This is a genomic window from Pseudoalteromonas prydzensis (assembly GCF_011050055.1).
GTDB classification, from domain to species: domain Bacteria; phylum Pseudomonadota; class Gammaproteobacteria; order Enterobacterales; family Alteromonadaceae; genus Pseudoalteromonas; species Pseudoalteromonas prydzensis_A.
Genome location: NZ_DRGM01000224.1, coordinates 1 through 8,208, shown reverse-complemented (window position 1 = coordinate 8,208; position 8,208 = coordinate 1). Strand labels below are relative to the sequence as shown.

The 8,208-nt window shown below is 38.9% G+C and carries 9 protein-coding genes; 3 read left to right on the top strand and 6 right to left on the bottom strand.

What is annotated here, in order from left to right:
* The first annotated feature begins 431 nt into the window (after nucleotides 1-431).
* Nucleotides 432-956, top strand: coding sequence for a hypothetical protein (locus ENH88_RS23130; RefSeq protein ID WP_304185914.1), 525 nt, complete (start codon nucleotides 432-434; stop codon nucleotides 954-956).
* A complete protein-coding gene (locus tag ENH88_RS23125; RefSeq protein WP_304185912.1) occupies nucleotides 953-1,354 on the top strand; it encodes a hypothetical protein in 402 nt (133 codons plus the stop codon). The genes ENH88_RS23130 and ENH88_RS23125 overlap by 4 nt, the downstream gene beginning before the upstream one ends.
* A 109-nt stretch (nucleotides 1,355-1,463) precedes the next feature.
* Here ENH88_RS23125 and ENH88_RS23120 read toward each other — a convergent pair whose 3' ends face one another.
* Complete coding sequence (locus ENH88_RS23120; RefSeq protein WP_304185911.1) at nucleotides 1,464-1,883, bottom strand: hypothetical protein; 420 nt, start codon at nucleotides 1,881-1,883, stop codon at nucleotides 1,464-1,466.
* Nucleotides 1,884-2,355: 472 nt separating this feature from the next.
* Here ENH88_RS23120 and ENH88_RS23115 point away from each other — a divergent pair, with 472 nt between their 5' ends.
* The gene (locus ENH88_RS23115; RefSeq protein ID WP_304185910.1) at nucleotides 2,356-3,123 is read left to right on the top strand and encodes an EAL domain-containing protein; all 768 of its coding nucleotides are present in this window, start codon (nucleotides 2,356-2,358) and stop codon (nucleotides 3,121-3,123) included.
* Here ENH88_RS23115 and arsJ read toward each other — a convergent pair.
* From arsJ to ENH88_RS23090, 5 genes are read right to left on the bottom strand one after another with little or no spacing between them, the layout of a single operon-like run.
* Nucleotides 3,117-4,331 (bottom strand): organoarsenical effux MFS transporter ArsJ, encoded by a 1,215-nt coding sequence (gene arsJ, locus ENH88_RS23110; RefSeq protein WP_304185909.1) that lies wholly within the window; start codon nucleotides 4,329-4,331, stop codon nucleotides 3,117-3,119. The two genes, ENH88_RS23115 and arsJ, sit on opposite strands and share 7 nt — an antisense overlap.
* A gap of 5 nt (nucleotides 4,332-4,336) precedes the next feature.
* Nucleotides 4,337-5,347 (bottom strand): ArsJ-associated glyceraldehyde-3-phosphate dehydrogenase, encoded by a 1,011-nt coding sequence (locus ENH88_RS23105; RefSeq protein ID WP_304185907.1) that lies wholly within the window; start codon nucleotides 5,345-5,347, stop codon nucleotides 4,337-4,339.
* 20 nt (nucleotides 5,348-5,367) lie between these two features.
* Entirely contained in the window at nucleotides 5,368-5,859 is a 492-nt protein-coding gene (locus ENH88_RS23100; protein ID WP_304185906.1) for a dual specificity protein phosphatase family protein, read from the bottom strand.
* Between the two features lie 12 nt (nucleotides 5,860-5,871).
* Entirely contained in the window at nucleotides 5,872-6,888 is a 1,017-nt protein-coding gene (gene arsB / locus ENH88_RS23095) for an ACR3 family arsenite efflux transporter (RefSeq protein WP_304185905.1), read from the bottom strand.
* A 12-nt stretch (nucleotides 6,889-6,900) separates the two neighbouring features.
* A complete protein-coding gene (locus ENH88_RS23090) occupies nucleotides 6,901-7,722 on the bottom strand; it encodes a metalloregulator ArsR/SmtB family transcription factor (RefSeq protein ID WP_304185904.1) in 822 nt (273 codons plus the stop codon).
* Nucleotides 7,723-8,208 lie beyond the last annotated feature (486 nt).

Sequence of the window (8,208 nt, the reverse complement as noted above, 5' to 3'; positions counted from 1 at the left end):
TCTATCTTTTCAAGCGACAATTCTGTGAAGCGAAATTTTGTGTCTGACATATGGTGCTACCTCTGTGCTACTTTGAACGTAAAATTTAACGTTCTGAAATACATAATGATTTATGCATCAGAGGTAGGGTTTATTCAATAACCCTATGATGTAGCTATGAAAATTAGTAAATAGTTATATCAAAAAGTAACTCGTAGTAAGTCCTTGTTTTGCAACTCATAATCGTTAGGTCCCCAGTTCAAGTCTGGGAGGGGCCACCACTTTTACACGCTTTCCAAGTAAATACTTACTAAACGAAACTACCCTGTGCTACTTTTTAAAATAGCAAAAGATGACTAACGATTACTAGTTTCTAATCGGCAAAATAATTCAAACGTGGAAAGTAATAAAAAATTGATGTACCCTTTTATTTTTATTAGCGAGGGAATGTTATGTCAAATAAAATTATGATCGAAAGAAATATAGGTGTTTTGCGCGAAAAAATTAGAAATGCGGATACAACAACTGTTATGGGGTGTGTTGCTATTGCAACGAGCGCTGATATGTTATCAGGTGCAAAACTTTCTAAATCGCAATACAGCCTCATTGTTAATAGTCAACAGCGATGTAACTTAATAAAAATAGCTCTGTATAAAGATTTAACTAAGTTAATAACTGAGAAAGCCATACCTAAAATATTATCTGCTGCAGATCCAACCTCAGATTTATCTAAAGCTGCTTTTATGAACGAAGCCACAACCGACTCCACAGGTGAGGCTCTAGAGATAAAAACAGGTATACCAGCATTTAAAACAGCAGCGGTTTTAAATGCATTAAGCACTGGTATTCAGATCAAAACTATGTGGGATATCCAAGCTATTGAAGACGGTTTTGCTCAAAGTCCAAGGCAGTTTGAAAAATTATTTGCTGATTGGAGAAGCTGGAATATTGAAGAGTGTTATCAGGTGGCCCGATGAAAAAATTATTAATTTTATTACTCCCAAGTACATGTTTTGCACAGTTTTCAGACTTATCGTTATGTGAAAACAAACAAACGATGCTTGGATTGGATTTTTATACAAATTGTGTGGGTGTCGCTGATGCCTCTGTGCATAAGTTAAAGTCTGACATAACGGCTAAACAGCTATATGACTACATAACTATTGGTATCAAAGACGTTAGCGTTTTAGAACAGCACCTTTCAGATGATTTGATAGGTATTGTACATGCATTAATATCGATTGATCCGCAGCCACTTTATTATACGACTGTCGGTAATAATATTTTAGTCAAGACCAAAGAAGGGCTTAATATTTTTGAAAAGCATGATGGTTATTGGTTACAAAAATTAGTTTCTGACAAACAAAGTAACTAAATCAGTCGTTAGATTTGCTGTAGTGCTTTGTATTTTAGTAATGAGTGTCACAGCTAGTGACACTACTTTAATCGTTTTATTATGCCTCGTTGTTCTATTAAAAACAGCTTTAAGCACTATGGTTAAACAATAAACCTGAGCTGGTGTTGCCTGCTGACGAAAATAAACTTCCCATTAAAGTTGATACGTTCTTTTTTACGCTGAGTTGGATTGAGACGAGTTCTTTGTCTAACTGTTTTTGTAATTCGGTTTTTTGTGTTTGCTGATCTGTTTTTGAAAGACTACTGTCAGCTTCAAGCGCGCGTATTTTTTCTTGTAGTTCTTTAATGTTCTTAATCATTTGTTGCTGAGTACTTTGAACTGTCTCATCGTTGTCAGTATTATTTTCAGTAACCTCTTCGTCAGTATTTTTTACTGGAGTAGTCGGGGCTAACTCTTCTTTGCTATTTGTTTGTTGTGTGCCCGATTGTGTTTGCTTTAAATAGTTTGGATCTGCGAGTAATGATGAGGGAATTGTTGTTAAATTCATTGTGTCTCCCGTGCGACTAAAAATTGACATAGTTGAGTTGTCAAAATTAATGCATTAATTGTTCCATGTTTGGGGATTTCATTACATTAGAAAATGGGGCGCTCTACATCACATATCAAAGCGCAATATAGGTTGGCTTTTTTTAGATGAGATGCTGGTAGTGTTGCTCTGCGTGGTTACGCTAGCAATAAAGTAGCTTAAAAAATCCAGTTGCTACACAGAACACTACTGCTTATAGTCCAATGGAAAACGCTTTTGGAAAGTATCGGATTCAAAAGCGAGTGGTTGTGCTGGCATAAATGAGCTGTGTCAGGATCATGGTTTGCCACTATAAAGCTCAGCAGTGCAATTAACTCTAACGTATATTTAAAAACGGCTGTTACCATTTACTGTATAGGCAATGATGACATAAGGTTGGCTTTCGCTTTTAACTCTACTACCATAACAAAATATACTAAAACGGGCTGTACTCATGAACGAAAAACTAACCGAGTGTGAAAAAGTGTCTTGTAACAACTGCAAGGATGAAGAGAGCCTAGGTTTTGATTTTACAATGGCATTTCAACCAATTATAAATTGCAAAACGAACTCTATTTTTGGTTATGAGGCGCTTGTGCGTGGTTTAAATAATGAATCTGCCTATTCAGTTATCGCAAAAGTGAACGAGTCTAACCGTTATACTTTTGATCAGCTTTGCCGAATTAAAGCGATTGCATTGGCCGCTAAGCTAGGGGTAGATTCGATGTTAAGCATTAATTTTTTACCTAATGCTATTTATAAGCCGGAACGCTGTATTCGTACTACATTAGAAGCTGCTAAAAAATATAATTTTCCTACTCAACGTATTATGTTTGAGTTTACCGAAGTTGAGAAAATTACAGACAGCGCGCATATAAAGCGAGTGGTTGAGTATTACCAGTCGTTAGGTTTTACAACGGCCACGGATGACTTTGGTTCAGGTTATTCAGGGCTCAATTTATTAGCTGATTTTCAAACGGATATTATTAAGCTAGATATGGAGCTGATCCGTAATATCGACTCAGACAAAATACGTCAATCAATAATCACCCACAGCTTAAATATGTTCCGAGAATTAAATATCACTCCGTTAGCTGAAGGGATAGAAACTTTTCAGGAATATACTTGGCTAAAAGCAGCGGGTATTGAGTTAATGCAAGGCTACTTATTTGCTAAACCTGGCTTTGAGAGTTTACCAACAGTAGAGTTTATTGACTATTGATCACTTTTTGGTAACGCCAATGACAGTAAGGCAGCCAGCGCAATAAAGCAGCTTGAGATCCATAAGCAGGCTTCAAGCCCATATTGCTGATACACCCAGCCCGAAAGTACTGTGCCTAGTAATCTCCCCATGGCATTGGCCATATAGTAAAACCCTACATCAAGTGACACGCCATCACTATCAGCAAGGCTGACGATTAAATAGCTATGTAATGATGAATTAATAGCAAACACAGCACCAAAAATCAGTAAGCCGACAATAATCGATGTTTGTATATAAAAATCATAATGCAGTGCTAAAGCTATTAATGCAGGTATAACGGTTAAGTAGCTGGCCCACAAAAATGCACTATGGCCATTGGGTACTCTCCCTGATTTTTTCCCTGTAAAGGCAGGCGCAAAAGATTGTACTATGCCATAACCTATAACCCAGCTTGCCATAAAGCCGCCAACCCACCAGTGATCCCAACCGAATGTAGCGGCTAAAAAGACTGGTAATGCGACAACAAACCATACATCTCTGGCGCCGAACAAAAATAGCCGCGCAGCAGAGAGTACATTAATGGCTTTACTCTTGGAGAATAGCTCACTAAATTTGGCTTTATTTTTGGCTTTGCCTAAGTCTTCTTTTAACGCGAATAGGCTAAATAGCCATACCGCTGTAAGCATGCAAATCATGGTGAGGATCGCGCCATGAAATTCAAGCAAGGTCAGCAATACGCCACCTAAAAAGAAACCAACTCCTTTTAATGCATTTTTAGAGCCTGTTAAAATTGCCACCCATTTATAAAGTTGGCCTTGAGCATCTTTTGGCACAAGTAACTTAATCGCGCTTTTCGCACTCATTTTATTAAGATCTTTGGCGATCCCAGATAGTGCCTGCGCGGCCATTACATAGACTACGGTAAGCACATCAGCAGGTACCATGAGCATTGCCAAAGATACTATCTGCAAGGCTAAGCCAATGTTCATGGTTTTATTGAGGCCGAATCGAGCACCCAGCCAGCCACCGACCAGATTGGTGATCACACCAAAAATCTCATAAAACAAAAACAGCATAGCAATATTGAGCGGGCTGTAACCTAGCTGGTGGAAATACAACACTACAAGCATACGCAGCGCACCGTCAGTAAGCGTAAACGCCCAATAATTACCGGTAATTATTAAGTATTGTTTTATTTGTGGGGGCAGGGCTGTTAGTCGATCCACGTTGATTATTCCTTGTCTGCTAAACCAACTTTACGTACCAGCTCTGCTGTGCGATTGGCATAGCCCCATTCATTGTCGTACCACACATAGAGTTTTACTTGCGTGTCGTTGATCACCATAGTCGATAGTGCATCAATAACGCTTGAGCGAGGATCGGTTTTATAATCAATAGATACCAGTGGGCGTTCTTCGTAACCCATAATGTCTTTAAGCTCATTTTCGGCGGCATTTTTGAGTAATGTGTTTACTTCATCTACCGTTGTGCCACGTTCAAGTTCAAACACACAATCTGTGATTGATGCATTAGTGAGTGGTACACGTATAGCATGGCCGTTTAACTTGCCTTTTAATTCAGGGAAAATATGCGTGATTGCAGTCGCTGAGCCTGTGGTGGTTGGGATCAAACTTGTGCCACACGAACGTGCGCGGCGCAAATCTTTATGTGGTGCATCAATAATTGTTTGGGTGTTGGTGATGTCATGAATCGTGGTAATTGAACCATGTTTAATACCAATTTTTTCATGGATAACTTTTACCACAGGTGCTAAACAGTTAGTTGTGCACGATGCTGCGGTTACGATTGGGTAAATGTCTTTGTTATACAGGTGGTCGTTGACACCCATTACCACATTTAAAATACCTTCTTCTTTTACCGGCGCAGTGACAACAACACGTTTTACACCTTGCTCAAGATAGGCTTGCAGCAGTGCTTTAGTTTTGATTTTTCCTGAGGCTTCAATCACCACATCACAGTTTGACCAATCAGTCTGTTCTGTTTTGGTGTTTTGTGTAAAGCCAATTGTTTTGCCATTAATAATAATTGCATCATCGCTATGGCTTGCTTGGTGATGCCATTTACCGTGCACGGAATCAAATGTCATTAGGTGAGCGAATGTTTCAGCATTACCGCCTGGGTCGTTAATGTGAACAATCTCTATATCATGCCAATCAAATGCTGCACGCATTGATAATCGACCCATTCGGCCAAAGCCGTTAATACCTACTTTAATTGTCATGGTTTATTCCTTAATACTGATTATAACTGTGAGTTAAAATAATTGAGTTGCTGAGGATTTTTTAACGCGTTCGGTCTGATAGTTTGGACTTGCTTAATGATCTCGTCACTTGGCATACCACTGGCTAATAAAATAAGCGCTATCACTAAGCCCGTTCTACCTGAGCCACCTTTACAATGTACTGCGATGGTGGCTTGGTTTTTTACCGCATTAATAATGGTGCTTTTATATTTTTGCCACTGTGCAGCAAATTCTTGCGCTGGGGCTGCATCATCTATAATCGGTAGCTGTAACCAAGTAATATTATGTTGCTCGCATAAGGTAGGCAGTTGTTCTGTATTGTTCTTGGCAAGCTCATCATCATGCATCAAAGTAAGTAACATATTAGTGCCAGCTTGCTTTAGTGTGATCACCGATTCTTCCAGCGATGCCGCTTTGCTGCCAGGGCAAGGTGTAAAAATCAGTTTTGCGCCATTATCTAAAGTTAATGTGTCATACGGGTGAAGCTGCATTTGTTATTCCTTTTATTTAAACCAATGTTGGGTGCGATTTATAATGGCAACTAGCGATAACATTACCGGTACTTCTACTAATACACCAACAACGGTGGCCAGTGCTGCGCCAGAATGCAAACCAAATAATGAAATAGCTACTGCTACCGCAAGTTCAAAAAAGTTTGAAGTACCAATTAAACAAGAAGGAGCTGCTATTTTTTGAGGGAGCTTCATCCAAATGGCCGCAGCGTATGCAATAACAAAAATACCGTAGGTTTGAATGATCAACGGAATAGCAATTAACACGATTGTTTGTGGTTCTGCGAGAATCGTATTTGCCTGAAAACCAAAGAGTAAAACTACTGTTGCGATCAAGCCAACCATAGACCAAGGTTTTAATTTAGCTAAAAATTGATTGAGTGCTTGCTCGTCTTTGCCTTGATTTAACGCTTTGCGGGTGAGCACTCCTGCGGTTAATGGCAGTAATACATACAAGACAACAGAAATTAATAAGGTCTGCCACGGTACTTGTATATCACTCACGCCTAATAACAACGCAGATATAGGCGCAAATGCAAAAATCATAATGACATCATTAACCGATACCTGAATCAGTGTGTAGTTAGCATCGCCCTTTGTCAGTTGTGACCAAACAAACACCATAGCAGTGCAGGGCGCAACACCAAGTAAAATCATTCCGGCTATATATTCTTGTGCTGATTGTGGGTCTACCAAATCTGCAAATATAAAGTTAAAGAATAACCAACCAAGCGCCGCCATAGTAAATGGTTTGATTAACCAATTTATCACTAGTGTTAGCACTAAGCCTTTAGGGTTTTTACCTACATCTTTAATTGATGAAAAATCGATTTGTGCCATCATCGGAAAGATCATCACCCAAATAAAAACAGCGACTGCAATATTTACGTGGGCTATTTCAAAATTAGCAATCATCTGAAAAACATCAGGCTGCCATTGGCCAAGCAAAACACCAGTAATAATGGCTAAGCCAACCCACAGTGATAAGTAGCGCTCAAAAACTCCCATTGGTGTTTTCCTCTAATTACAAAAACTAGTTTTATCTGGGCGGTTGTGCATATTAGCTAAGCGCTCAATATGTGTGGTGATGAGATCAATATTGTTTTCGGTTGTTTGGGCAATGACTGTTTTAATCCAAAGTGGTAACTGTGGATTAATACGGTAAAACACCCACTGGCCGTTTTTTCTATCAGTAATAATGCCTGCTTTTTTGAGCACGGCTAAATTGCGCGACACCTTAGGTTGGCTATCTTCTTGCAAAGCAGTCATTAATTCGCATACACATAGCTCACCATAATAATTAGTCAGCATTAATGTTTTTAAGCGAATGTCATCAGTGAGGCATTTATAAAAACTAACAGGATCTATTGTTAATACTTGCTCAAGCGTTGAAGCATCATCATTAAGCGATGTACTTTGCTGTGTTGCTTCTACCATTAAGAACATTGATAATCGGTTATTTAGTTCATTTAGCGTGGTAGCAAATGGATTATTACCAGTGCGACTCTTTGGATCTGGGAAGTCCCATGCCAATTGCGCTTTAGCACCTGCAAAGTTTCGACACTCTTGATTGGCCTTGTCACATAAAGTGATCACATAATCAAACTGCGAGTCTGCGAATTCACTAATATCTTTTGAGCGTAACGTATTTGTATTTAGACCAAATTTTACAAGTATATCTAAGGTGCGAGGGTCGATGCTCTCTGGTGACGTACCGGCACTATATACATCAAACTCATCTCCGGCTTTATGTCTTAATAATGCTTCGGCCATTTGTGAGCGCGCAGAGTTACCCGTGCACAGAAAAAGCACAGAGCGTTTAACTTGGTTGTGTTTGTTCATAAATGCTAGATGATGATTAAATATGCATTAAATTATATATACGCTTTTCCGTATGTAAAGGTTGATTCATAAATAAATTTACTCGACAAATATAAATTGAAGAGTCTCTATTGCTTTTAAGCTAAGTTAACTTAGCTATATAGTCAGATAATCAGCAAGTTTAGCCGTGTTTTTATACCGTTCGTTCAAAAACCATTCCAAAAGCTAAATAAATACAAAAAATGTCATAAAAACGCTTGCGTAAAATCCGCCGCGCCCTATAATGCGACCCCACTGAGACGGCAGAGCGCAACGCATAGCGGGGCATGAGCTACTTAGTAAGTCGAGTAAAACTTGAGTTTAGATTTTTAATAAAGTTTCAATTTAAGTGTTGACAAAAAAATAGGAAAGCGTAATATGCGCAGCCCTAGCGAGATAAAGTTTAACTTTAACCGCAACGTTCTTTAACAATATAAAGCAATCATCTGTGTGGGCACTCGTACAGAT